The 23740-nt window shown below is 57.0% G+C and carries 22 protein-coding genes and 1 other RNA gene; 11 read left to right on the top strand and 12 right to left on the bottom strand.

Annotation, left to right across the window (positions count from 1 at the left end; translation table 11 throughout):
- A partial coding sequence (locus F2S13_RS21235) for an ATP-binding protein (protein WP_166364453.1) occupies nt 1-631 on the top strand: 631 nt, incomplete at its 5' end.
- 342 nt (nt 632-973) lie between these two features.
- Here the strand turns inward: F2S13_RS21235 and F2S13_RS21230 are convergent.
- The 3 genes from F2S13_RS21230 to F2S13_RS21220 all read right to left on the bottom strand — a co-directional run bounded on the left by F2S13_RS21230 (nt 974) and on the right by F2S13_RS21220 (nt 2681).
- The gene (locus F2S13_RS21230) at nt 974-1702 is read right to left on the bottom strand and encodes a metallophosphoesterase (RefSeq protein WP_166364452.1); all 729 of its coding nucleotides are present in this window, start codon (nt 1700-1702) and stop codon (nt 974-976) included.
- A gap of 106 nt (nt 1703-1808) precedes the next feature.
- Nucleotides 1809-2231, bottom strand: a complete 423-nt coding sequence (locus F2S13_RS21225; protein WP_166364451.1) for a hypothetical protein — start codon at nt 2229-2231, stop codon at nt 1809-1811.
- 42 nt (nt 2232-2273) lie between these two features.
- Complete coding sequence (locus tag F2S13_RS21220; RefSeq protein WP_166364450.1) at nt 2274-2681, bottom strand: DUF6957 family protein; 408 nt, start codon at nt 2679-2681, stop codon at nt 2274-2276.
- 203 nt (nt 2682-2884) lie between these two features.
- Between F2S13_RS21220 and F2S13_RS21215 the strand changes: the two genes are divergently transcribed.
- A complete protein-coding gene (locus F2S13_RS21215; RefSeq protein WP_166364449.1) occupies nt 2885-3349 on the top strand; it encodes a helix-turn-helix domain-containing protein in 465 nt (154 codons plus the stop codon).
- Nucleotides 3350-3420: 71 nt separating this feature from the next.
- On the opposite strand, the gene F2S13_RS21210 is transcribed toward F2S13_RS21215, so the two are convergent.
- The 9 genes from F2S13_RS21210 to F2S13_RS21170 all read right to left on the bottom strand — a co-directional run bounded on the left by F2S13_RS21210 (nt 3421) and on the right by F2S13_RS21170 (nt 14556).
- Nucleotides 3421-5688, bottom strand: a complete 2268-nt coding sequence (locus F2S13_RS21210; RefSeq protein WP_166364447.1) for an AAA family ATPase — start codon at nt 5686-5688, stop codon at nt 3421-3423.
- A complete protein-coding gene (locus F2S13_RS21205; protein ID WP_166364445.1) occupies nt 5685-6122 on the bottom strand; it encodes a VPA1267 family protein in 438 nt (145 codons plus the stop codon). The genes F2S13_RS21210 and F2S13_RS21205 overlap by 4 nt, the downstream gene beginning before the upstream one ends.
- 2 nt (nt 6123-6124) lie before the next feature.
- Nucleotides 6125-6787 carry a gamma-mobile-trio protein GmtX gene (gene gmtX / locus F2S13_RS21200; protein WP_166364443.1) on the bottom strand — a complete coding sequence of 221 codons (663 nt, stop codon included), beginning with the start codon at nt 6785-6787 and terminating at the stop codon, nt 6125-6127.
- Nucleotides 6784-9414: a gamma-mobile-trio integrase GmtZ gene (gene gmtZ, locus F2S13_RS21195; RefSeq protein ID WP_166364441.1), complete on the bottom strand. Its 2631-nt coding sequence runs from the start codon at nt 9412-9414 to the stop codon at nt 6784-6786. Before gmtZ ends, gmtX begins: the two co-directional genes overlap by 4 nt.
- 1 nt (nt 9415) lies before the next feature.
- Nucleotides 9416-10882, bottom strand: coding sequence for a gamma-mobile-trio recombinase GmtY (gene gmtY, locus F2S13_RS21190; RefSeq protein ID WP_166364439.1), 1467 nt, complete (start codon nt 10880-10882; stop codon nt 9416-9418).
- 176 nt (nt 10883-11058) lie between these two features.
- Entirely contained in the window at nt 11059-11637 is a 579-nt protein-coding gene (locus tag F2S13_RS21185) for a BON domain-containing protein (RefSeq protein ID WP_166364437.1), read from the bottom strand.
- On the bottom strand, nt 11634-12227 hold the full coding sequence (locus F2S13_RS21180; protein WP_166364435.1) for a phosphoheptose isomerase: 594 nt from the start codon (nt 12225-12227) through the stop codon (nt 11634-11636). Before F2S13_RS21180 ends, F2S13_RS21185 begins: the two co-directional genes overlap by 4 nt.
- Nucleotides 12228-12370: 143 nt before the next feature.
- Nucleotides 12371-12742, bottom strand: coding sequence for a YraN family protein (locus F2S13_RS21175; RefSeq protein ID WP_166364433.1), 372 nt, complete (start codon nt 12740-12742; stop codon nt 12371-12373).
- Nucleotides 12742-14556: a penicillin-binding protein activator gene (locus tag F2S13_RS21170; protein ID WP_166364431.1), complete on the bottom strand. Its 1815-nt coding sequence runs from the start codon at nt 14554-14556 to the stop codon at nt 12742-12744. Before F2S13_RS21170 ends, F2S13_RS21175 begins: the two co-directional genes overlap by 1 nt.
- 169 nt (nt 14557-14725) lie before the next feature.
- On the opposite strand from F2S13_RS21170, the gene rsmI reads away from it, so the two are divergent.
- From rsmI to mraY, 9 genes are all read left to right on the top strand, one after another.
- Nucleotides 14726-15598, top strand: coding sequence for a 16S rRNA (cytidine(1402)-2'-O)-methyltransferase (gene rsmI, locus F2S13_RS21165; protein ID WP_166364429.1), 873 nt, complete (start codon nt 14726-14728; stop codon nt 15596-15598).
- Between the two features lie 147 nt (nt 15599-15745).
- Nucleotides 15746-16105, top strand: an RNA gene (gene rnpB, locus F2S13_RS21160) — RNase P RNA component class A.
- 306 nt (nt 16106-16411) lie between these two features.
- Nucleotides 16412-16867 (top strand): division/cell wall cluster transcriptional repressor MraZ, encoded by a 456-nt coding sequence (gene mraZ / locus F2S13_RS21155; protein ID WP_166364427.1) that lies wholly within the window; start codon nt 16412-16414, stop codon nt 16865-16867.
- The gene (rsmH, locus tag F2S13_RS21150; protein ID WP_166364425.1) at nt 16864-17811 is read left to right on the top strand and encodes a 16S rRNA (cytosine(1402)-N(4))-methyltransferase RsmH; all 948 of its coding nucleotides are present in this window, start codon (nt 16864-16866) and stop codon (nt 17809-17811) included. The genes mraZ and rsmH overlap by 4 nt, the downstream gene beginning before the upstream one ends.
- Nucleotides 17808-18101 (top strand): cell division protein FtsL, encoded by a 294-nt coding sequence (ftsL, locus tag F2S13_RS21145; protein WP_166364423.1) that lies wholly within the window; start codon nt 17808-17810, stop codon nt 18099-18101. The genes rsmH and ftsL overlap by 4 nt, the downstream gene beginning before the upstream one ends.
- Nucleotides 18101-19834, top strand: coding sequence for a peptidoglycan D,D-transpeptidase FtsI family protein (locus tag F2S13_RS21140; RefSeq protein ID WP_166364454.1), 1734 nt, complete (start codon nt 18101-18103; stop codon nt 19832-19834). Before ftsL ends, F2S13_RS21140 begins: the two co-directional genes overlap by 1 nt.
- Nucleotides 19834-21297, top strand: a complete 1464-nt coding sequence (locus F2S13_RS21135; protein ID WP_166364421.1) for a UDP-N-acetylmuramoyl-L-alanyl-D-glutamate--2,6-diaminopimelate ligase — start codon at nt 19834-19836, stop codon at nt 21295-21297. The genes F2S13_RS21140 and F2S13_RS21135 overlap by 1 nt, the downstream gene beginning before the upstream one ends.
- The gene (locus F2S13_RS21130) at nt 21290-22657 is read left to right on the top strand and encodes a UDP-N-acetylmuramoyl-tripeptide--D-alanyl-D-alanine ligase (protein WP_166364419.1); all 1368 of its coding nucleotides are present in this window, start codon (nt 21290-21292) and stop codon (nt 22655-22657) included. Before F2S13_RS21135 ends, F2S13_RS21130 begins: the two co-directional genes overlap by 8 nt.
- On the top strand, nt 22657-23739 hold the full coding sequence (gene mraY / locus F2S13_RS21125) for a phospho-N-acetylmuramoyl-pentapeptide-transferase (protein WP_166364417.1): 1083 nt from the start codon (nt 22657-22659) through the stop codon (nt 23737-23739). Before F2S13_RS21130 ends, mraY begins: the two co-directional genes overlap by 1 nt.
- The last annotated feature ends 1 nt before the right edge of the window (nt 23740 follow it).

The raw sequence follows: 23740 nt of genomic DNA, 5'->3' as shown, positions 1-23740 counted from the left end.
GTTTTGCAGGGGCAAGTCCAGAGCGAATGGCAGCACGCTCAAGCTTGTGGATGTATCAGGTGCGCCCAATGAGGTAGCTGGCACACTGGCCGCCATGATTTGCAGGCTCTTATTTAGCTATAAGGTATGGCAGACAAAGGCTCAGCGTAACGTCGATCCGCTGCTGATTGTATGTGAAGAAGCCCACCGTTATGTTCCAGATAGGGGCGAAGCGCAATACAGAGAAGCACAGGATGCTGTACGTCGAATCGCCAAAGAAGGCCGCAAATATGGGCTCGGATTGATGCTGGTTTCGCAGCGTCCTTCTGACGTGGAGAGCACCGTGCTTTCTCAATGCAACTCATGGGTAGTGCTCCGTCTTACTAACGGTAGAGATCAAGAACATGTGTCTAAGTTTCTACCTGATTCGCTTGCAGGCATAACGAAGATCTTGTCGTCCCTGGCTAGACGTGAGGCCATATTTGTTGGTGAAGCAGCAGCGTTGCCGGCTCGAGTTAGAATCAGGGCGCTCGATCAAAACCAATTGCCAGATTCACATGACATCAGTTTTGCGGAAGGTTGGTCAAACGCACCTTTCGGAAACGAGGACGTTCATGACATAACCGCTAGATGGCTAGCACTCAATGAATAGCTCCCTATAAAAAGAGCTCGACGCGTAATAGAGCGGGGGAGCCACCCACCCGCTTCTAGCGCAACTGGTCAGAGTTGAGGCTCCTACACATCCCTAAACAGCCATCAGCCGTTTGTAACAACCTGCCCTAAAGCTTGAGCCAGGCTCGGGTGGTTTAGCCGCTAGGGTTGGCCATCCGCGGAGGTCGCTCCAGCGCACAGAGCAGATACCCGACAACGCTTTGATCAGCAATGGCAGCTCGCGCTCGTTCTATGACTGCTGGCAATCTGTGCAATCTGAAGTCGGACAGCTCTGCTCCGAAGGTTTTGATCAAGTACACCCTGATTACCCCTTCATAAGCGATCAGATTTCAATGGTGAAATCTGAAATGAAACCTGTGCCCTCCCCAGGGTATCCACGAGGATTAGAGATGAGCCGGCATCCGACTAGCTCGATATCTATGGCGTGATGCGTATGTCCGAAAATCCAAATGTCTGCTTTTTCCAGAAGCGCGTGCCACCTGTTGGAATATGCCGCGTTCAAATGGCCGTCATGCTTCTCGCCGGCTACTTCCGAGATTGGACAATGATGCGTAACAACGACGGTCTTGCCTTCAAACGGCTTAGCGAGCTCGTTAACCAGGAAGTCAAAAGCAATGCGGTTTCGCTCAATCACGTCTGCTGGGCGTAGCCGGCGAAAGCTCGCATCGGCTCTGATCACCCTGAAGTCATTCATCCACTGCCCGCAAGTCATGACCGCCGCCGTGACGTCTCCTGTCGAGGAAAAATCCGTCCACCCCGTTGTCACCAAAAAACGGGTTTGGTCATGTATCCAGACTTGGTTCTCAAGGACATTGACATGCGGTGCGGCAGCGAGGCGCATCTTGCGCAGAGTGTGATCGATGTGTCCTTTGTAATGCTCATGATTGCCACAGCAGTAGACGACAGGACAGTCGAAGGTAATGTTCGCCCATTTCACACCCCTCATCTGAACATCGATGTCGCCCGCCAAAACCACAATGTCAGCGTCGTTCGACGGCGGTTCGAACGGCGAGAATTCAAGATGCAGGTCAGAGTAAATCTGGATTTTCATGGCAGACAACCAGTTTCGATTTAGTTGTACATTGGATACCGCTGCGGCGGTTGGCCTCCGAGCACGCCTCGCCTTGCAAGGAGCGGCTGCGATTTACGACCTCGGATTAAAAAATCACTCGAAGCCCTTTGAGAGAGTGAGCCTCAATAAGACGGCCTGGGGCATCGGTATAAGCCTTTTCGTCGCCAATGTTGTGAAGGCAAACACGAGTGCCACTAGAGTCATATCCGACCAACAGCCCCGAAAGCTTTTCCATCTTCCACTTACCAGTTTTGTTCATCCAGCCGGGCGTGACGACCTGAATCTCCGTAACGAGAAACTCGCTGGTTTGTTGAGAAAGTATTTCTTCAAGCATATCGACGTCACTAATCATCATGGAGCGTGGCCATACCTTGCCATCCAAGCACTCTTCAAGGACGACGTGATACCAAGGATGAGCTAAGTGACGCTCAAACATCCGCCAGTTCGAGTATCCATCTCCGAATGCATTAGGAGTACCAAAAGCGACCGTTTCATGACTTCTAAACATTTCATATTCCAGTAGATCTACAGACTGACGTTGCAGCTGACATCATTGATAAAGAGACAGAATCGCGGCGAGACTGGCTGACCTTTCGTCGCCGTCCCCCATCAAAACGTACACAGTGTTTTTGGTTTCAAAGAGAAAGCCATCTTGAAACGAGATGGCCATGGTGCTGCGCACCCAATTTCCGTAATCGAAGCGCCCACGGCTATCCAGAATGACTTTCTCGGCGAACACAAAGAGCGGCAGGTGGCCATGGACGTGAATTTTGGTCAGATCCTCATCGCTTGCTACCCCGCGAACAATCGTCCACTGCTGGACGATGCAAAAGCCTTTGTTTGGGAAGCGGGTTTGCGCTAGGCGGATTAACGTTTCTTGGGTTTCTCCAGATCCAGGGCGTAGTTTGCCAGGGGTGGATAGGAGCTCACTGGCTGCTTGGATTTCTTCGAGTTCCATTCAAAAAGCCTCTGACAATACATGTGATATGTTCGGTGCTGAATCACACTGAAGCCTCCTGCGATCTGCCTGAAAAACTCTTGTGCTTATGACTACGTGCAATAGCTCAGAAGAGGTAGCACCCTGAAATTCCAATACTACCAGCTATTTGGGTTTATCGGAACGACGGCGTTATGGCTCTATCCTCGTTTTTAGGACAGATCATGTCGCTCAAGAAAGAGATTGCCGGGGCGATCAGAGCAATCCGGACTATTCGGGGCGTCGACTACGGGGACTTGGCAGATGTCATTGCAAAATCCAGTATCGGCAACCTTGAGCAAGGAAGGCACAGCATCACGCTTGAAAAGCTGATTGAGCTTTCAAATTCACTTCAGTTCGATCCTGTCGCCCTGTTGGCCCTCTGCGTAGCTATCCAGAATGGCGAACCTACTGAAGCCACCATAGAGCGAGCACGAGCTCAGTTAGCCTCGTTCAGAGCAGAGGGGGGGGAGGAGCTTTTCAGAAGCCAGTTTGTGGGCAAAGAACTGAAAAAACGGGCTCCGGGGAAACCAGGCAATGCTAAGAATGCCCAGGCCGTGAGAGAGCTTAAGGCTTCAGGATTGAGTCAGGCAGAGGTAGCACACAAGCTCGGATTGGCTAGATCAACTGTACATCGGTATTGGCAGTGAACCCCATACTGCTAAGTACACATAAGCGTATACAGTAAGACACCATCAACCTCCTGATAATAAAGGGGGGGTTATTTTCCGGTAATTAACATTTCGCCGAGCCCAACCTGCCGACCAAATGCCTTCGGCGGCAGCGCGACCGCCTGTTTCACTGCATCAATGTCCCCAACCAGAATCACCTGAACCTCTGCCCGTGAGGTGGCCGTGTAAATGAAGGTGCGATCCAGCACCCGCGATTTGCGTATCGGCACAATCACCCGCCTGAACTGACTACCCTGGCCTTTGTGAACGGTGATCGCATAAGCGTGCTGGATCACGTCCACGTCGCTGTCGAGGACGTAGTGCTCAACACCTTCGTAGATGGCTCGACCCAACGCTATTCGGATGTCAGGGCTTTCATCATCACCCAGGTTGATGTTTTGGGGCTTATCAAAGACCTCAATGAGCTTACCCAGCGAACCGTTCTGCAGGTTTCGCTGCCAGCTATTAGCGGTGTACAGCAGCAGATCGCCCTCGCAAAAGCCGGTCGCTTCGACATCGCCGGTTTCCGGGTTGATGGCCATCAAGTGTCGACCGTGGCCAGCGTAACGCACGTGACAGATCCGATTGATGGCTTCCACTCCGGCAAATGGGCAGGAGCGTGTGGCTGCAAGTATCTGTGTGCTGTCGCGATCCTGTTCGTAGAACTTGAGCACGGTCGGAATGATCTGTTCATCGGAACAAGGGATGATAACCACTTCCCCAGCTGCATCTGCTGAGAACGCCGGCCAACGGCCCTCCCGGATCGCCTTGGCTGCAGCGGGGATAGCAGACTCCTTGGCCTGGCGTTTGACCTCGGTGAGCTGGGTCATCGGTATGCCTGGCAGCTCACACAACACATGCAGGACGAGGCCCGCACCAATCGGCGGAAGTTGATACGGGTCTCCCACCAGGATCAAATGAGTGCCGGCTGGCAGCTTGCAGACAAGCCGGTGGAAGGACACAAGATCAAGCATTGAGGCTTCGTCGATGACGATAATCGGGGCAGGCCCCACATCTTCGTCACTGACGCGGCGTAGGAAACCGGCGATGGTAATGGCGTCCCTGTGAGTCGCCTCCGTCATGCGGGCCGTTGCGCGGCCCGACAGGGCCATTTGGAAGCATGGTCTACCAAGGGTGTCCAATACCCGGTAGAGCGCCTTCAGTACCGTGGTTTTACCGACACCGGCTCCGCCTGTGATGATGCTGAAGCGGTTTTCAAACGAAATCTTGATCGCTGCCTTCTGGGCGTCATTCAGTGCAAAGTCTGGAATGCCAAGGTGCATCCGCTCTTCGCGCTCGAAGTCACCAATCACGGCGTCAATGTCGGTCGGGAACAACTGCCGCTGAGTGTCAGGATTGCGGAACAACTCGTGGATGAACTCGGCGCACTGACGCTCCATGAGAAAGGCGCCGGGGGCGTGCAACAGCAGATCACCGTTGGCCGCTAGACGGGTGACGAATTGGCCTGCAGTCTTACCTTGAAGAAGCGCCTTGGACAAGGCCGTCTCATGGGCAGAATAGGGATTGACCAGCCGACTGACCGTACCTAGAAGATCTTTCAAGGTGGCACAGGTGTGTCCCTTGTCCGCCACCCGATACAGGGCCTCCTCCAGGGCGGCAGCCAACCTGCGCGAGTCGTCCAGGGCAACATCGAACTTAGCTCGGGCAATGCCGTCGACCCGTTTCCAGCTCCCTTCGAAGCTTAGAAGCCGATAGGGGTCGTCGATCAGTGCGGCGATGGTGTTCTTCTTGTGGAACTTGATGACCTTTCGTGCCAGATCCAGCGGTATATCGCGATCCTGGACGAAACGGAGAGTCTTGGAGTCGCCGTCTTCGGCCCATTTTTCGAACAGACCGGTACGCACGTGCTCAGACGGTAAGATGGACTGCACAGCGTCATGATCTCGACCATCCAGTACGTCATACAGCCACTCGCCATGGGCGTCCCAGAGCTTGGTGGCTTTGACTTCGCGGATGCCGGTCACATGATCAGCGATCCACTGGATCACCTGGCTTCCAGAAGGGCGAACCAGGTAAATGTCCTGAACCTCGATCTGCGTTTCCGTGACGGTGTGGGAGCCATGGGCATGTTGGATGCTCCGAGCCTCACCATAGACCTCGTAGATGCCCCCAACGGAGATGTTTCCCGGCTCAGTGATGGTGCTGGGAACGCTGATCACCAGCGCAGTGGCGCGGTCGTTGAGGCCAGTTGCGAGGTCAACACGGTGGCCGAAGGCGATACAGCCATGGCGGCTCTTCGACCGCATGCGAGTGATGCGAACCGTGGCATTGAGCAGTTTGGGGGACGGGGCATTCATCGTGGCAGCCGTCCGGTTTCTTCCAGAAAGGAAGACATCAGCTTGTAGCGCTCAAGCAGGGCTTTGGCTTGGGTTAACTCGGCACGCAGAGACGCGTTTTCGTATTCCAAGGAATTCAGTCGCTGGCCATCCTGATGGCGTTGCTTGGCTTCCCGATCACGCATTGGCGGCTCTTGGCTGGAAAGCGAATCCGCAGCATTTTGATCAGGCAGTACGCCAGTTTTCTTAAGCCGGGCCTCAAGCGCTTCCAGCGCGCTTTTGATAGCAGGATTCTGTATGAGTGCGCTTTTGCCGAAACCACATTCGGCGGCGACCTCAGAGCGATTGAGTTTGCCTCGATGGACATACTCACGAAAGTCATCGTCCGACTTCGATGTCGACCAAGCAATGAATGCCTTCAGATTCTGTTCGGCTACCTGTTGTCCGCTGGCCATGGTCAGACCTCCTTGAGAACCTTCTTGATGGCATTCACGTAGCCATGTTTGTAGATTTCTCGCTTGTTTTCGTCCTTGACTTGGCCGGCTGCACTGACAATCCATTCCCGGCGCTCGAAAAACTCATCCGAAATAGCCGCCTTCAGCGCTTCGACCTCCATGTCATTGAGATTCAGTGTATGCACGAGTTGAACGACACCGCTTTGAATTGGCGGCTCAACGTGCTGCACGGGGCGCCTATCGACAATCAGCTCGCTGTTAGCCTTAAGGGTGTTGAGCTCATTCCGGAAGCGGTTGCGCTCGGCAATGATCTGGCCAAAGATGGCTCGCATAGCGGGATCTGACAGGCGCTCAAGCAGCTCGTAATCCTTCGGAACCCGGTTGCCCTTGGCTTGCGGGTTGATTGGGGCCTTCATCGAAGCGCCGGCCTGAGCAGCCCATGCTTCGATGAGCTGCCGAAACACAAGCCCTGTTTTGTTGCGAATGGTCTGGGCGCTAGGGCCTCCCTTTTGAGCCGAAAGGCGCGCGATTTCTGCAATGGAGAAATTCCGTTCACCTGCTGCGTGCTGAACCTTCAGCACGTCATTGAGAGCGCTGAGTGACTTCGCCTGTCGGGTTGAGGCTTGCGATTTGAGGTCTTCAAAGATCGCCTGAGCATCGATCATGGCCTGACCTCCAAAGTGGCTTTCGATGAGGTGGCGATCAGTTCAGACAGCTTAGTCACTGAGCCCTGATAAACCTCTTCCAGGGCTGTGATGCCTTCCGGGAGCAATTTCATGAGCTGTCCAGCTTCCAGCACCCCAGAGATGTAGGTGAAGCCTTCCAATTGGTCATTTGGCGATGCCTTGCGGGCCATCGCTCGCATCATGGCGTTGCCGGCAATGAGTTGCATGCGCTCGTCCATCTGCATGAAAAGCGGTGTGTAGCCATTGCGCATCAGCATGTTGTTGAGCGCCCGTGAGCGTTTTTCGATAGCAGGCGTCTTGCGAACGTCATCGGCGAGGTCGGGATAGACTTCTGCGTCTTCGCAGATTTGGGCCAACTGCAGCAGCTCTGAACTGGTTTCGATGAGGCTGATGGGCTGATGAATGTCCTGCATGCTTCCGACAGCCACGAGTTTGGTGGCGTTGTCGCCTTCGGCACGCCCCTCTTCAATGGCAATCAAGCGAGCGATCAGTTGGAAGGTGGCGATCATGTCCTTGGCGTACTGATCGGCAAGGACAATTTGTTTTTCATAGCGCCGCTCGGCCTCCTGCAACTCATGCTGCTGCAGGAAAGGTCGCCCCTCTTCTGTTGCGCGGTATCGAGCGTCAAGTAAGATGTCTCGTACCTGCTCATGCTCAACCGCCAAGTTGGCAGCCATAGAAGCCTTGTAGCTCTGGTTATTGAACTGCGCTCGCAGCGCGTCCAGATACCGTGCGTCGGTTGCAAGCCAACGGCAACGAGTGCAATTTTCTGGGCCGTTGGGGACAGGGCCGTAAGAATCCAGACCTTTGCCCCTTGAATACATGAACTCACCCCCGTTCCAGCAACCGCCGACAGACCCGATTTCGTCCGACTTAGTAGTGTTGCCGCCGACTAGGCAAATGCCAACATGGCGATGTTCCCAGCCGATAGGATTTCGGTTTGCTAATGCAGCTTCCAAGGATGCCGCGTCACGGTAAGCAACTTTTCCCTTGATCTGGCGCATCTCTGCATCACGGAGGAATGTACGCAAGCTATCGTCTTGTGCGGCCTCAATTTTGAGACTGGCCGCGTCCAACGCTTTGGTCATCATCGCCGGAGTTGGTTTCGTGTAATAGAGCGTCATGATTAGTCGCGAGTGCCCTGCAAGGAGCTTGGACAGTGCGGGCATTGGCACCTTGCCCTCCATTGCAAAGCAGGTCAGCAGTGATACTCGCAGACTATGTAGCGGAAATTCGGTGGCTGTCTTTCTCCCTCCATATTTCTCCCCATAATCTTTCACAAAACGCAATCGAGTGCCGTCACTAAGGGTTTGTCCACGTGACGCGACCCGGTCTTCCAAAGTGCTAAGCAATCGATACCAAATCACTTCAAGATTATTTTTTCCTATGGGTTTGCAACGATCTAGGCCCTTGGCGCAAGCGTCGCGAAACAGGAACGAGATGGCCCCCATATCACGTTGTTGCTGTTCTGACGTGGCATAGCCGAAATGCTTACTTTCCAGCTCCGTGCATGGGGTTGGCTGAACAATTGGATTATACTTCTCTTGCCAGTTTCGCAGTTTTTCTAGCCAATGCAGCACTTCAGCATGCTGCCAAGGGATGGTATAGCCACGTTCGCGCTCGTCTTTATTCTGATCTGCGGTCTTGTTGGTACTTATGTACAGTCCGGTCATGACATCGCCAATGTCACGGTCAACAATGCGACGGAATATTCCTCGGTTCCAAGGATTTTTTTCGCTGCCATTTTTGAATGAGTGCCGTTTATTGATCACCCATTTGCCTTCTTCGTAGCGCCAAGTATCGGCCTCGCCCGAGTCGAGAAAGCGAACCTGAAAGGTGCGTAATGGAAGGTGAAGCTTGACCAAGATTGCCACTGCACGAATGGGCGACCAGATCTCGTGAGTTTGAACTGAAATCCTCTTTCCAGCATTGCGGCGACCTATGGTGCGCACTCGCCACACACAGTCAGGATCGTTAGTATCGATCAAGGAAGGATCGACCTCGAACCAGTCGCCGGTTAACGCTGCTGATCTACCATCGGAGCGCTCTTGGCCTGTTGCCTGTTGCGCCCAGACCCAGTCGCCGAAATCACCAAATGGTTGAGGGCATAAAATTTCACGCAATTCCTTGATGTATGCATACGGCAGCGGGTTATGCACCGATTCCGTGTAAGGCATGCCACTGGTGCTGGCCATTCCAAAGGGATTAGCCACCAACGGAATCATCCGACCCTCGTCGTTTGGTTCGGAAAATTGTTCAGCAATCACCCAATTGATCAAGTGAAAAATATGATTTTGTATGCGCGCAATTACGCTATTTCGACCTTCCGAAATCAAGCTTTCAAGATCTGGTAGTAAGCTTTTCCTGCTTGCTTGAAACAAGGAGGCAGGTTGATGCCCCATGGGTATCTTTTGCAAAAAATTCAATGCAAAAAAACTGATCGAGGTCAACTTTTGACTAAGAGCTTGGTGTTGCGTATTTATCCAGCCCGAAAAAAGCACTCGCCATTCTTCCCAATGCTCGCCATGATCTCGCGTTAACCAAGAAAAAGTTAGATCACTATTGCGGCCATTATACTTTTTTTCCTTTCCCTTTCCCTTTCCCATGTCAGACCTTCCTGAGTTTAGCGTTTGGCCCCGAGAGTAGGCCTATTGGATCGATGTCTTCGAACCCAGTATTTATGACCTCATCCCAGTTACTGAAGGTCTGAATGAGTCGGCTATCTGCAGGATGCTCATCTAAGCGTTTGCTCGCTTGATCCAGCGCTTGGCTCACATCAGCTATGCCGGGAGCCGTATAGACGACCTGCGACTCAAGCGATGAATGATGCAGCGCTTTCTTGCGTATCACCGGATCAACGCCTGCTCGGGTGAGCCGGCGACCGAAAGCATGACGGTGTCCATGGGGTGAGCGACCCTCGACCTTGGATGTGGATAGCCCAACCCTGGCCATCGCGGCTGCGTAGTTTTTGTTGAACGCATTCAGGGTGTAGGGCTGACCCAAAGAGTCCTGTTCATAGGAAACGAATGCGTAGGGATGGTGGCGGTCGATGCTCGCTAGGTAAAACAGGTGCTCTTTCCAAAGCTTCAGGAACAGTCGACCAAAGTCAGTTGGAAACCAGTGCAATTGGATGTAGAAGTCGCTGTGGTCGTGAGTCCGAACTTTCCAACCTACAGCTTTGGTGCCCCTGAGCTTGTTACGCGGAGCTAGGACGTGCTTTTCTCGCAGATAGGCCGAGCGGTTCGTCTTTCCTGTCCGACTCTTCCAGTCTTCGGGCGCCTTACCTTCTTCGGGATGGTAGACGCGGACGAGAGCTCTCTTGAGGTCATGCGGGTCGATCAGTACATCCTGAATCCAAAGATGCAAAGGCTCGCTTTCGCGCAAGCCAGCACCGTGCATCATCATGGTGATGAGCTGGTCGCGGACGGCGCAACGTCGATCATGTGCGCCGCCTACTCCCTCCAGATAAAAACGTTCGAATAACCGCTCAGGAAAGGCAACAGCATCATCGTCGGTGTTGCTCAGCTTACGTCTTCCCCTGACGTTGCGCGCTTTTTGGACGGTTTCGTTGACCGTCTTATCCTTGATGTGACCAAGAAAATCGTTCTGGTTGCGGCGATACCAAGCGGCATAGTTCAGGCGCTGGTCGTAGCTATTGGCGGTCACCAAGGGGTTCATGTGCTGAACGCCCTCATGATCAGCCAAGTAATCGGTCAACCCTTTGAGAGCATTGAGGTGCCGATTGGCCATGGCAGTACTGGCTGGTATCCAATACAAACCGGAGGGATCAAGGCCGTCATCGCCAATGGTGCCGGTATAGAGGCGAGTCGCGAATGACTGAAACAGGGTGGTAGGGTCTGAGAAATTGCCCTGATTGGCTTCCATGTACTCAAGCAGCAGCTTTGCCGCGATGACGACGTTGTGTTGCCAGGCATGGCTGCGCTCATTCGCTTTGTTTAGCAGATAGTCCAGAAGGGGTAGGACAACTCCTTCCTGGGTCAGAAGGACTGGGATTTCACTTCGAAATCCTGAGTTATCGACCACGACCTTTGCATATGCGTCCACTGCCGGCATCTAGCAACCCTCGCCAAATAGTCCATTTGGTATAGGTAGTAGATCTAGAGCTGTCAAATACAACAATTTTGTTGCATAAAATAGCCCTCTAAGCGAGGGCTATCGTTGGCTTTAGTACACATTACTGCGCTGCAAAGAACCGAGGGATCGCCTTTTTTCCTGGCGCATGAAAAGCGTCAGTCGATGTATTCGAACAGCTTGACGATTTTCTGTACGCCAGACACGCCCTGCACCAGGCTGGTCGCCTGGGCGGCTTCCTGCCTGGTGACCAGGCCCAGCATGTAGACGATGCCATTTTCGGTGATGATCTTGATCCGTGAGCCGGGGATGCTGTTGTCGGCGAGCATCTGGGTCTTGATCTTGGTGGTCAGCCAGGTGTCGTTATTGCGGGCCAGCAAGGAGGAGGGTGGCAGGATCTGCAGTTCGTTGTGGACCGTCTTGACGCGCTGTACGGAGCTGGCAACTTGTTCGGCCGTGGCCTTGAGGTCGGGGCGCGGAACCTGGCCGGCAAGCAGCACGACGCCGTTGAAACTGCTCACGACGATGTGCGAGTTCTTGTCCAGGTCGGGGTTGGCCTTGGCGATGTTGACGGCAACCTTGGTTTCGATCAGCGAGTCGTCGATCTTGCTGCCGAGGGTGCGGGTGCCGCGATCGTCTTCGATCGGGGCTTCGCGCGAGACGTTGACGATCGAGCTGCAGCCGCTGAGGCCGAGGCACAGGGTCAGGGCCATCAGGCCGATGCGATTAGGGGTCATTCTTCACTCCCGAACAATTGGCTGTCGATCAGATCGCAGAGGCAATGGATCGCCAGCAGGTGGACTTCCTGGATACGTGCGGTGACGTTGGCCGGAACGCGAATCTCGACATCTTCGGGCAGCAGCAAGGAGGCCATGCCGCCACCGTCGCGTCCGGTCATTGCTACGACAATCATTTCGCGATCATGTGCGGCCTGGATCGCTTGAATAATGTTCGCCGAGTTTCCGCTGGTGGAAATCGCCAGCAGCACATCGCCCGGTTGGCCCAGTGCACGGATCTGTTTGGAGAAGATTTCGTTGTAGCTGTAATCGTTGGCGATCGAGGTGATGGTCGAGCTGTCGGTCGTCAGGGCAATGGCCGGCAGGCTGGGGCGCTCGCGTTCGAAGCGGTTGAGCAGCTCTGAAGAGAAGTGCTGGGCGTCACCGGCCGAGCCGCCATTGCCGCAGGAAAGCATCTTGCCTTCGTTGAGCAGTGCATTGACCATGACCTGACTGGCTTGCTCGATGTGCGGTGCAAGGACTTCCATCGCCTGTTGCTTGGTGTTGATGCTGGCCTGAAATAGCTGGCGAATTCGGGATTGCATGTCCATCAATGTGACCTTAAGTAGGGCGGCTGGTCGGGCGCTGTCTGAGTCTTCTCAGAGGCTTCCCGGCACATGAATGTGCAGCCCGCAAAGCAAAGAGCAAAAAACGTTGATTTAGATAGGATGTAACGGCTGCCGAAAGTGCGGCATTAGCTATCGAAGGCATTTTTTAACCAGTTCAGCCTGGGGGCCTCACCCGGTGTGCCTTCGAGGGCGATCACGTCGAAGCGGCAGGGATGACTGGCCCAGCGCGATTCCTTCTGTAAAAAATACTGTGCGGCAATTACCAGCTTCTCGCGCTTGCGCGCGTCGATGCTACCGAGTGCGCCGCCCCATTGCGCGTGCAGCCGGTAGCGGACTTCGGCGAATACTACTGTATCGCCGTCAAGCATGACCAGATCTAGCTCACCGCGTTTGCATGACCAGTTCTGCGCCAGCAGGCGCAGACCTTGTTCCTTCAGAAAGTTCAGGGCCTGGGCCTCGGCTTCCTTGCCGGCGTGCAAGTGCGGCGCGGCTGGCATCAGCGCGGCGTATCCGGCAGGCGTTTGACCTGGCCGCCTTCGAATTCGGCCCAGGGCAGATGACGTTCGATTCGCTGGTTCGGGCTCATGCTGAGGCTGCCCGACATGCCCTCGATGCGGTTGTCCGGCAGGGCCTTGAGCTGGGTCAGGCGTGGCGCCAGGCTGTAGGCGTCGACGCCCATGGCATACAGGCGACCGAGGCTGCTGGCGGCTTGCGGCCACTGGCGCACCACTTGTTGGCGCAGGGCGTTGCCGGTATCGAGCAGCCATGGCGTTTCGCAGAAGCGGATGCCGTTCATGTCGTTGTACTGGGCCTGGTCGCCGCTGGCGCTGAACAGGTGCGAGGTGGCATAGACGGGAACGTCACCAGCGTACTGGAAGTTCAGGGTCGGCTTGATCTGCTGGGCCTGCTGCGGCGTGGCGGCGAGGAAGATGAAGTCGATGTCCTGGCGGCGCGATGGTTGCGCCGAGACGGCACCACCGACGGTGCTTTGCAGGCTCTTGGCGCGCCCTTCGCTCTGGCGCAGCTGGAACAGGTCGGCGATCTGCTGGGCCAGGGCCACTGGCTGGTCGACGTGTTCGGCGGCGATCAGGGTGCCACCATTGGCTTCCCAGTCTTCACGGAAGGCCTTGAGTACGCGGTCGCCCCATTCGCCTTTCGGTACCAGTGCCACGGCGCGATGCATGCCGTCTGCGCGGGCGCGGCGGGACACTTCGCGTGCTTCGTCTTCGGCGGCAAGGCCGAACTGGAACAGTTCGGGTGGGCTGGCCTGACCTGCATCGCTGTAGTTCAGTGCCAATGTGGTGATCGGCAGTGTCTGGCGGCTGCTCAGTTGCTTGACCAGGGGTTTTTCCAGTGGGCCGACGACCAGTTGCACGCCGGCAGCCTGGGCCTGGCGGTAGAAGTCATCCATGGAGGTCAGTCGCGAGCTGTCGAAGACTTCGACGACCGGCGGTTTCAGGCCGGCCTGTTCGGCCTGGAAGTGAGCGGCCATGAAGCCGTCGCGCAGGGCGCGGCCTACCGAGGCAAGCTGGCCTTCCTGGGGCAGCAGCAGGGCGATTTTGGTCAGTGGCTGGCTGGCCATCTCCTTGAGTTTGGTCAGCGACAGGGGCAATTCCCTGGCGGCGGGGTGATCGGGGTTCTGGGCTTTCCAGTTATCGATGGCGGCCTGTTGCTGTTCCAGACTGCCGGCGCTTTTCACGGCCAGGGCAAGGCTCATCCAGCCTGCCAGTTCGTCCTTGCCGGTGCTGTGCAGTTGCTCGGTTGGCAGTGAGGCGACCAGGGTCCAGATCGCGTCATTGTTCGCTGCCGCCTGTTTGCCTTTGAGCATCGGGCTGATGGCAATGCGTTCCCGGGCGGCAGCCAGGGTCTGACCGTCGGCTGCCAGTGCGGCGGCACGTACGCTATGAGTGCGGACCTGTTGCTCGGGCGGCAGCTCGTCCAGGCGCTCCATGCTCGGGTGGCTCAAGGCGCTGAGTGCGGCCTTGGGCTGGTTGCGAGTCATGGCCAGTTCGGCGGACAGGGTGCTGGCAAATATCTGTTGTGCTGGCTTGAGTTGATCCAGCGGCACTTGTTCGAGAATGCGCGCCGATTGTACGAAGTTCTTTTGCCGATAGGCCTGGTCGGCTGCACTGAGGCGCAGCAGGCTGGCTTCTTCCGGGTCTTTGCTGGAGGCTGCTCGCTCGAGCAGTTGCTCGATGCTGGCATCCGGGGTGCGCGGAAGTTCGCCAAGGCTCGACGAAGGCGAACTGGCGCAGGCTGCCAGCAAGGCAGCAAGGCAGAGGGCGGAGAGCAGCCGCAGGCAAGCAATCATGTAAGTGTCCCTGATACTCGATCAAATTAACGGGCAATTGTACCCAAGCACTGGCCGGGGCGCGATGTTACTGGTGTGAAACCATTCATATTGGTCGAGCAAATGTTACAGGGCAGGGTTTGTCGCAGGCTGTACAATGGCGGTTTGACCATTAAGACAGGTGTGTGTCGTGACTGTTCCAGGTATTTCGAATTCCACTGCTGGCACGCTTTATGTGGTCGCCACGCCCATTGGTAACCTGGATGACATGAGTGCCCGGGCCCTCAAGGTGCTGAGTGAGGTGGCGCTGATTGCCGCCGAAGACACCCGTCATTCGATCCGCTTGCTCCAGCACTTCGGCATCAATACGCCGTTGGCCGCCTGTCATGAGCACAACGAGCGCGACGAGGGCAGTCGATTTCTGACCCGCCTGCAGGCCGGTGACAATGTCGCCCTGATTTCCGATGCCGGCACGCCGCTGATTTCCGATCCTGGCTATCATCTGGTGCGTCAGGCGCGTGCAGCGGGGATTGCCGTGGTCCCGGTCCCGGGAGCCTGTGCCTTGATTGCAGCGTTGTCGGCGGCAGGGTTGCCTTCCGATCGCTTCATCTTCGAGGGGTTTCTGCCGGCCAAGACGGCTGGCCGCCGGGCGCGTCTGGAGTTGTTGAAGGAAGAGCCGCGCACGCTGATTTTCTACGAAGCGCCACATCGCATTCTGGAGTGCCTGCAGGACCTGGAGGCTATCTTTGGCGCAGAGCGTCCGGCATTGCTGGCGCGAGAATTGACCAAGACGTTCGAAACGCTGAAGGGTTTGCCGCTTGCGCAACTTCGCGAGTTCGTCGAAGCCGACAGCAATCAGCAGCGCGGCGAATGCGTGGTCCTGGTGGCAGGCTGGACCGCACCTGAAAGTGATGAGGCCGTCAGTGGCGAAGTCATGCGCATTCTGGATCTGCTGCTCGCTGAAATGCCCCTCAAGCGGGCGGCAGCGCTTGCCGCGGAAATTACCGGGGTGCGCAAGAACGTGCTATATCAGGTGGCACTGGAAAAACAGAAGGGCGAATAAATTTTCGTCAATTGATGGTGGGGCGATTTGACAGTGCAAAAGTTGTTGCTTTACTTCGCTTAGGTAGTAGCAATGAGTACTGGCACAAAGCCACCTGAAGGGATAAAGCTTGTTCTTCGCCGCGGCTCCCGTTAACCTTCGCGGCGGAGAGTCGATTGGACAGTCGCTGCCTTCTTTTGTTCCGCAAAAGAGGGGGGAGGAAAGTCCGGGCTCCATAGGGCGGAGTGCCAGGTAATGCCTGGGGGGCGTGAGCCTACGGAAAGTGCCACAGAAAATAACCGCCTAAGCACTTCGGTGCCGGTAAGGGTGAAAAGGTGCGGTAAGAGCGCACCGCACGACTGGTAACAGTTCGTGGCTAGGTAAACCCCACTCGGAGCAAGACCAAATAGGGTTCCATATGGCGCGGCCCGCGTTGGAACCGGGTAGGTTGCTAAAGGTGTCCAGTGATGGCCATCGTAGAGGAATGACTGTCCTCGACAGAACCCGGCTTACAGATCGACTCTCCACCTTTTCCCTTCCTGCTTGATTCAATAGCAGACGCGATTTGTAATACCAAAAAAATCTTACACTTAATAAATTACTTTAACTTCGCTCTCTATCTCCCTGAGTGAACTCGCTTTTGTTTGTCGAAATACCTGCAAAATCCCCCTCCTGACCCCCTTTTCACTCCTAAATCTCCGATCTGTAAGGGTTTTCCTTATGTGCGCGCCTTGACGGTGTGGTAGGCGCATTCCTATAGTGTGCGCAAGTGGCAGAAAGTGGCATGAAGTGGGTTTTTCAGGCACAAAAAGCTAAAATATAGGAAGCGCAGCCGTGTTTCGCGGAGCTAACGCCATCAGTCTCGACGCCAAGGGCCGTCTCGCTATGCCGAGCCGGTATCGCGACGAGCTGGATTCGCGTAGTTCCGGGCAGCTGATCGTGACCATTGATGCTGTCGACCCTTGCTTGTGTGTATATCCGCTCGACGAGTGGGAAGTTATTGAAACCAAATTGCGCGCCTTGCCTTCATTGCGTGAAGAGAACCGCCGCCTGCAGCGTTTGCTGATCGGCAACGCGGTTGATCTCGAGCTCGATGGCAGTGGCCGCTTTCTGGTTCCTCCGCGTTTGCGCGAGTACGCCAGGCTCGACAAGCGCGCGATGCTGGTTGGGCAGCTGAACAAGTTTCAATTGTGGGACGAGGACGCCTGGAACGCTGTCGCTGCAGCCGACCTGGTAGCCATTCAACAACCGGGCGCCATGCCTGATGAACTGCGTGAATTGATACTGTGACTATAGATAGCGGCTTTAACCACATCACCGTACTGCTTGACGAAGCCGTCGAGGCTCTCGCCGTACGCGCCGATGGCTGCTATCTGGATGGCACCTTCGGGCGCGGCGGTCACAGTCGCCTCATTCTCCAGCACCTGGGGCCCGAAGGCCGACTGCTGGGCTTCGACAAGGATCCACAAGCGATTGCCACCGGGCAAGCGCTGGCGGCCGAAGACGGCCGCTTTGTCATTGTGCAGCGCAGTTTTGCCGAGCTGGGTGCCGAAGTCGCCGCGCGCGGTCTGGCCGGCAAGGTCAACGGTGTATTGCTCGACCTGGGCGTCTCGTCGCCGCAGCTCGACGACCCTGAACGCGGTTTCAGCTTTCTCAATGATGGCCCTCTGGATATGCGCATGGACCCATCGCGCGGGATCAGTGCGGCCGACTTCATCGCTACCGCGCCTGAAGAAGAGATTGCCCGGGTATTCAAGGAATACGGCGAAGAGCGTTTTGCCAAGCGCATGGCCCGTGCCGTGGTATTGCGTCGCGAAACCCAGCGTTTCGAGCGCACCGCCGATCTTGCCGAAGTGCTCAAGGTTGCAAATCCGGCCTGGGAGAAAGGCAAGAACCCGGCGACCCGTGCATTTCAGGGGCTGCGAATTCACGTCAATAACGAGCTGGCTGACCTGGAGACAGGTCTTGAGGCCGCGCTGGAATCGCTGGAGATCGGCGGTCGCCTGGTGGTGATCAGCTTCCACTCGCTGGAAGACCGAATCGTCAAGCTGTTCATGCGCCGGCTCGCCAAGGGTGAAGCCGACAACCTGCCACGCAACCTGCCGGTACAGTTCAAGGCGTTCGATCCGAAGATCAAGATCCATGGCAAGGCGCAGTTCGCATCCGAAGCCGAGCTCAAGGCCAACCCACGCTCGCGCAGCGCCGTCATGCGTGTCGCGGAGAAGCTGCGGTGAGCAGGCTATTTGCCAAGCCCCTGCCAGGCGGAAGCTTCCTGATGCTTCTGCTGTTTGTTGGCGTGCTCGTTTCCGCAATCGCAGTGTCGTACAGCGCCCACTGGAATCGCCAGTTGCTCAATACCCTGTACGGGGAACTCAACGAACGTGACAAGGCCCAGGCCGAATGGGGGCGCTTGATCCTCGAGCAGAGTACCTGGACTGCGCACAGCCGCATCGAAACCCTGGCCAGCGATCAATTGAAAATGCGTATCCCCGGCGCCGCTGAAGTTCGCATGGTGGCGCCATGATGAAACTCGAAGGTGCACTTTACCCTTGGCGGTTTCGTGTGGTGCTCGGTCTGCTGGCAGTGATGGTGGCTGCCATCTCATGGCGTATCGTCGACCTGCAAGTGATCGACCATGACTTCCTCAAGGGGCAGGGCGACGCTCGCAGCCTGCGTCACATCCCGATTCCTGCGCACCGCGGCCTGATTACCGACCGTAATGGCGAGCCTCTGGCCGTCAGTACACCGGTCACGACCCTGTGGGCCAACCCCAAGGAAATGCAGCTGGCCAAGGACAAGTGGCCGGCATTGGCGGCTGCTCTGGGACAAGACCCCAAACAGCTGAGCGAGCGCCTGGAACAACAGGCCAGCAAGGAATTCATCTACCTGGTCCGAGGGCTGACGCCGGAACAGGGGCAGGTCGTGCTCGACCTCAAGGTACCCGGTGTCTACGGCATCGAGGAATTCAGGCGATTCTATCCAGCCGGTGATGTGGCGGCGCACATGGTCGGCTTCACCGACCTCGATGATCACGGTCGCGAAGGCGTCGAACTGGCCTATGAAGACTGGCTGGCCGGGGTTCCCGGCAAGCGACAGGTTATCAAGGACCGGCGAGGTCGGTTGATCAAGGATATTCAGGTCACCAAAAACGCCAAGGCCGGCAAAGCCTTGGCGTTGTCCATCGACCTGCGCCTGCAATATCTGGCCAGCCGTGAACTGCGCAACGCCATCGTCGAGAACGAGGCCAAGGCCGGCAGCCTGGTGATCATGGACGTGAAGACCGGTGAAGTGCTGGCCATGGCCAACCAGCCGACCTACAACCCGAACAACCGCCGCAGCATGTTCCCCGCAGCAATGCGTAACCGCGCCATCATCGATGTGTTCGAACCAGGTTCGACGGTAAAGCCGATTTCGATGACTGCAGCCCTGCAGACTGGCCGCTGGAAGCCGAGCGACAAGGTCGAAGTCTATCCGGGTACCCTGCAACTGGGCCGTTACACCATTCGCGACGTTACCAAGACCGAAGGGCCGATCCTGGATCTGACCGGCATTCTGATCAACTCCAGTAACGTGGGGATGAGCAAGGTGGCGTTCGATATCGGTGGCGAGTCCATCTATCGCATGATGTCGTCGCTGGGTCTGGGTCAGTACACCGGCCTGGGCTTCCCGGGCGAGCGTGTCGGCAACCTGCCGAATCATCGTGAATGGAAGAAGGCCGAAACGGCGACACTGTCTTACGGCTACGGCCTGTCGGTGACGGCGCTGCAGTTGGTGCATGCCTATGCGGCGCTGGCCAACGACGGTCGCATGGTGCCGTTGAGCATTCTCAAGGTCGACAAGGAACCAGAGTCCGCCCAGGTAATGCCGGTCGAAACCGCTAAAACCATCCAGGGCATGTTGCAGCAAGTGATTGAGGATTCACGAGGGGTGTTCCGCGCCAGAGTGCCGGCTTATCACGTGGGCGGCAAGTCGGGTACCGCGCGTAAGGCGACTGTCGGTTCCAAGGGTTACACCGAAAATGCCTACCGCTCGCTGTTCGCCGGTTTCGGACCGATGAGCAATCCTCGCTACGCCATCGTCGTCGTTATCGACGAGCCGGGCACTGGCGCCTATTTCGGTGGTCTGATTTCGGCACCTGTCTTCAGCAAGGTGATGTCCGGCACGTTGCGCTTGATGAACGTGCCGCCAGATAACCTGCCGACGGCAACTCCACAGCAGCAAGCCGATGCTGCGCCCGCCAAAGGAGGGCGCGGTTGATGACTATGCCTCTGAGCAAAATATTTCCACAGGTCGGCAACAATCGGTTGATCCGTGAGCTGACCCTCGACAGCCGTAATGTACGTGCTGGCGATCTGTTCCTGGCTGTGCCGGGAGGCAAATTCGATGGCCGTGCGCATATCGCCGATGCACTGCAGCGCGGTGCGACGGCGGTAGCTTATGAAGCCGAAGGCGCCACGGTGCTGCCGATAACCGACGTGCCGCTGATTCCGGTCAAGGGCCTGGCTGCCCAGCTCTCCGATATTGCCGGTCGATTCTATGGTGATGCCAGTCGTCAGTTGGTACTGGTCGGTGTTACCGGAACCAACGGCAAGACCAGCGTCACTCAACTGGTGGCGCAGGCGCTGGATCGCCTGGGCAAGCACTGCGGTCTGATCGGCACACTGGGGACCGGTTTCTACGGCAAACTGGTCAGCGGCCGCTTGACCACGCCGGACCCCATTGCGGTCCAGGCCACCTTGTACGACCTGAAAAAGGCCGGTGCGGGCGCCGTAGCTATGGAAGTGTCGTCACATGCCCTGGATCAAGGGCGGGTTGCTGCGCTGGCATTCGATATCGCGGTCATGACCAACCTGTCGCGTGATCATCTCGATTACCACGGCAGCATGGAGGCTTATGCCCAGGCCAAGGCGCGTCTGTTCGCCTGGCCGGACCTGCGTTGCCGAGTGGTGAACCTTGATGACGAGTTTGGTCGCGAGCTCGCGGGCCAGGCCCATGAATCGCGCCTGATCAGCTACAGCCTGAAAGATGCCGGCGCTTCGTTGTATTGCCGCCAGGCACACTTCGACGACAGCGGCGTACAGGCAACCCTGGTCACTGCCCAGGGCGAACACAGTCTGCGCAGTGCGCTGTTGGGACGCTTCAACCTGAGCAACGTCTTGGCTGCAGTCGGTACCTTGATGGGTATGGACTATCCATTGGACGAGATTCTCAAGGTCCTGCCGCTGCTGGAGGGCCCGGTCGGGCGCATGCAGCGCCTTGGTGGTGGTTCGCAGCCGCTGGTGGTGGTCGATTACGCCCATACCCCCGATGCCCTGGAAAAAGTTCTCGAAGCCTTGCGTCCGCACGCCAAGGGCAAGTTGCTGTGCCTGTTCGGCTGCGGCGGCGACCGCGATCGCGGCAAGCGCCCGTTGATGGCCGAAGTGGCCGAGCGTCTGGCCGACGGTGTGCTGGTTACCGATGACAACCCTCGCACTGAAGACCCCAACGCCATCTTCGACGATATTCGTCCCGGTTTTGCCGCGCCCGACAAGGTCCGTTTCGTAGCCGGTCGTGGCCAGGCTATCGAACAATTGATTGCTGGCGCATCGGTGGATGACGTTATCGTGCTTGCAGGCAAAGGGCATGAGGATTACCAGGAAATCAACGGCCAACGCCATGACTTTTCCGATCTGGTCGAGGCTGACAACGCTCTGAAAGCCTGGGAGGTGGCGCATGCTTAAGCCTCTTTCCCTGAGTGAACTGGTCGCGCCATTGCAGGCCCGCCTGGTCAACGCCGACAGCACCTTCAGCGGTGTCAGCATCGACAGTCGCGCAATTGCGGCCGGTCAATTGTTTGTCGCGCTGACCGGCCCGCGTTTTGATGGGCATGATTACCTGAACGACGTGGCCGCCAAAGGCGCCGTTGCCGCATTGGTCGAGCGCGAAGTCCCAGGCAGCACTTTGCCGCAGCTGGTCGTGGCCGACACACGTGTCGCATTGGGCCAGCTGGGTGCTATCAATCGCGCCGGCTTTACCAAACAAGTAGCGGCGATTACTGGCTCCAGTGGGAAAACCACCGTCAAGGAAATGCTCGCCAGCATCCTGCGCACCCGTGGTCCGGTATTGGCGACCCGCGGCAACCTGAACAACGACCTGGGTGCACCACTAACTCTGTTGGAAATCGCACCTGAGCACACGGCGGCGGTCATCGAACTGGGCGCCTCGCGTATTGGCGAGATTGCCTACACCGTTGGTCTGACTCGCCCCCAAGTGGTGGTGATCAACAACGCCGGCACCGCCCACGTCGGCGAATTCGGCGGTCCCGAGAAGATTGTCGAAGCCAAGGGCGAGATTCTCGAAGGCCTGGGTGAGGGCGGCATCGCCGTGCTCAACCTGGACGACAAGGCATTCGCCATCTGGAAGGCGCGCGCCGGCCAGCATGCCGTGCTGAGTTTTGCCCTCGATAACGCCGCGGCCGACTTCAATGCCAGCGGTCTGACCCGCGATGCACGGGGCTGCCCGGCGTTCGACCTGCATGGCCCGTCCGGTGTCGCGCACGTTCAGTTGAATCTGCTGGGAACGCACAACGTACAAAATGCGCTGGCGGCTGCGGCTGTCGCTCATGCCTTTGGTCTGACACTCGAGGGCATCGCCGAAGGGCTGAACAACGTGCAACCGGTCAAGGGCCGGACTGTCGCGCAAATGTCCAGCAAGGGTGTGCGGGTAATCGATGATTCCTACAACGCAAACCCCACCTCAATGTGCGCGGCCATTGATATACTCGCCGGCTTTTCCGGCCGCACCGTTCTGGTGCTCGGAGATATCGGCGAGTTGGGCCAATGGGCGCAGGAAGGTCATGAACAAGTAGGCGCCTATGCCAAAGGCAAGGTCTCGGCACTCTATGCCGTGGGCCCGTTGATGGCCTATGCAGTCGCGGCTTTCGGGGAAAATGCCCGCCATTTCGCTACTCAAGCTGACCTGATCGCGGCCGTTAGCGCCGAGCAGGACACTAATACCACTATTTTGATCAAGGGTTCGCGCAGCGCTGCGATGGAAAACGTCGTGGCAGCGTTGTGCGGTTCCAGCGGGGAGAAACATTAATGCTGCTGCTGCTGGCTGAGTATCTGCAACAGTTCTACAAAGGCTTCGCGGTCTTTCAGTACCTGACCCTGCGCGGGATTCTGGGTGTGCTGACCGCATTGACCCTGGCCCTTTGCCTGGGCCCATGGATGATCCGTACCCTGCAGATTCGCCAGATTGGCCAGGCTGTGCGTAACGATGGTCCGCAATCGCATTTGTCCAAGTCCGGCACGCCGACCATGGGTGGCGCGCTGATCCTTTCGGCCATCGCCATCAGCACCTTGCTCTGGGCTGACCTGAGCAACCGTTATGTCTGGGTGGTACTGATCGTTACCTTGCTGTTCGGCGCCATTGGCTGGGTCGATGACTACCGCAAGGTCATCGAAAAGAACTCGCGCGGCCTGCCAAGCCGCTGGAAATATTTCTGGCAGTCGGTGTTCGGCCTGGGCGCGGCGATCTTCCTGTACATGACGGCACCCAGCAACGTCGAAACCACCCTGATCCTGCCAATGCTCAAGGATGCCAGCATCCCGTTGGGCGCCGGTTTCATCGTGTTGACCTATTTCGTCATCGTTGGCTCCAGCAACGCGGTCAACCTGACCGACGGCCTCGATGGCCTGGCGATCATGCCGACCGTGATGGTGGGCGGCGCACTGGGCATCTTCTGCTACCTGTCGGGTAACGTTAAGTTCGCCGAATACCTGTTGATTCCTTATGTTCCGGGCGCCGGCGAGCTGATTGTTTTCTGTGGGGCGCTGATCGGCGCGGGCCTGGGCTTTCTCTGGTTCAACACCTATCCGGCACAGGTCTTCATGGGTGATGTCGGTGCGCTGGCCCTCGGTGCTGCCCTGGGCACCATCGCGGTGATCGTGCGCCAGGAAATCGTCTTGTTCATCATGGGCGGTGTGTTCGTGATGGAAACCCTTTCGGTCGTCATTCAGGTCGCTTCCTTCAAACTGACCGGTCGCCGTGTCTTTCGCATGGCGCCGATTCACCACCATTTTGAACTCAAGGGCTGGCCCGAGCCGCGTGTGATCGTCCGTTTCTGGATCATCACCGTGATTCTGGTGCTGATTGGTCTTGCCACCCTGAAACTGAGGTAGA

The organism is Pseudomonas akapageensis (assembly GCF_011355085.1).
GTDB classification, from domain to species: Bacteria; Pseudomonadota; Gammaproteobacteria; order Pseudomonadales; family Pseudomonadaceae; genus Aquipseudomonas; species Aquipseudomonas akapageensis.
This window is presented reverse-complemented; position numbering and strand designations above follow the sequence as displayed.